Origin of the sequence: Pseudomonas sp. Kh14 (genome assembly GCF_900291005.1) — a bacterium.
Taxonomy (GTDB): Bacteria; Pseudomonadota; Gammaproteobacteria; order Pseudomonadales; family Pseudomonadaceae; genus Aquipseudomonas; species Aquipseudomonas alloputida.
This window is the reverse complement of sequence record NZ_OLKJ01000052.1, coordinates 1-680: the sequence shown is the minus strand read 5'-3', so window position 1 is coordinate 680 and position 680 is coordinate 1. Positions and strand designations below refer to the sequence as shown.

General features: G+C 60.6%; 1 protein-coding gene. It reads right to left on the bottom strand.

Annotated features, from left to right (window positions below):
- The coding region (locus tag FQ668_RS27280) for an immunoglobulin-like domain-containing protein (RefSeq protein ID WP_369333845.1) at window positions 1-680 on the bottom strand (680 nt) is incomplete at both ends.

Here is a 680-nt window from a genome sequence, read left to right as displayed (position 1 = left end):
CCGGCCTTGATGGTGACCTGGGCGTTGTTGCTCAGGGTCACGACCAGGTCGTGGGCCAGCGGCTGGTTGACGTGCACAGTGAAGGTCGGTTTGACGTTCTCGGCTACCGAAGTCTGGTCAGCAGTAATAGTGACTTTGACGATGTCGCCTTCGTTGCCTGGGGTGCCAGGCTCGTCGGTCACCTCGGTGCTGACTGGAGTCTTGTCCAGGTTCAGGTTTTCGAACTTCCATGCATCTGCGCCGCTGACCGCGTCGATGGCATTGACCACCGGCTGGTTAGTGCCCACATAGACGTTGTCCGGGGCGGTTGCAGTCGCCGAACCGGTGGTGCTGTTGGCTGCCACGACGACAGTGGTGCCGTCGGTCAGCTTGAAGTACAGCTCCGAGTGGTTGTTGATCGGCAGACCGTCTTTGTTGGTCAGGGTGATGGTGTAAGTGATCTCGCCGCCTTCGGTGACCGACGGGGTGGCGGTCAGCTTGGCCACGACTTCGTCGAGGGTGTCGGTCACTTGAACCGAAGCAGCACCACCCAGTTCCAGGTTCTCAAAGGTGTGACCGTCTATATCCACAGCGGACGTGATGCCCAGACTGATCTGGCCTGCGTCCTGGTAGACGTCATCGCCCTGTGCGTCGTGGGTGTACGGCGCGCTGGTTTCACCGGCCTTGATGGTGACCTGGGC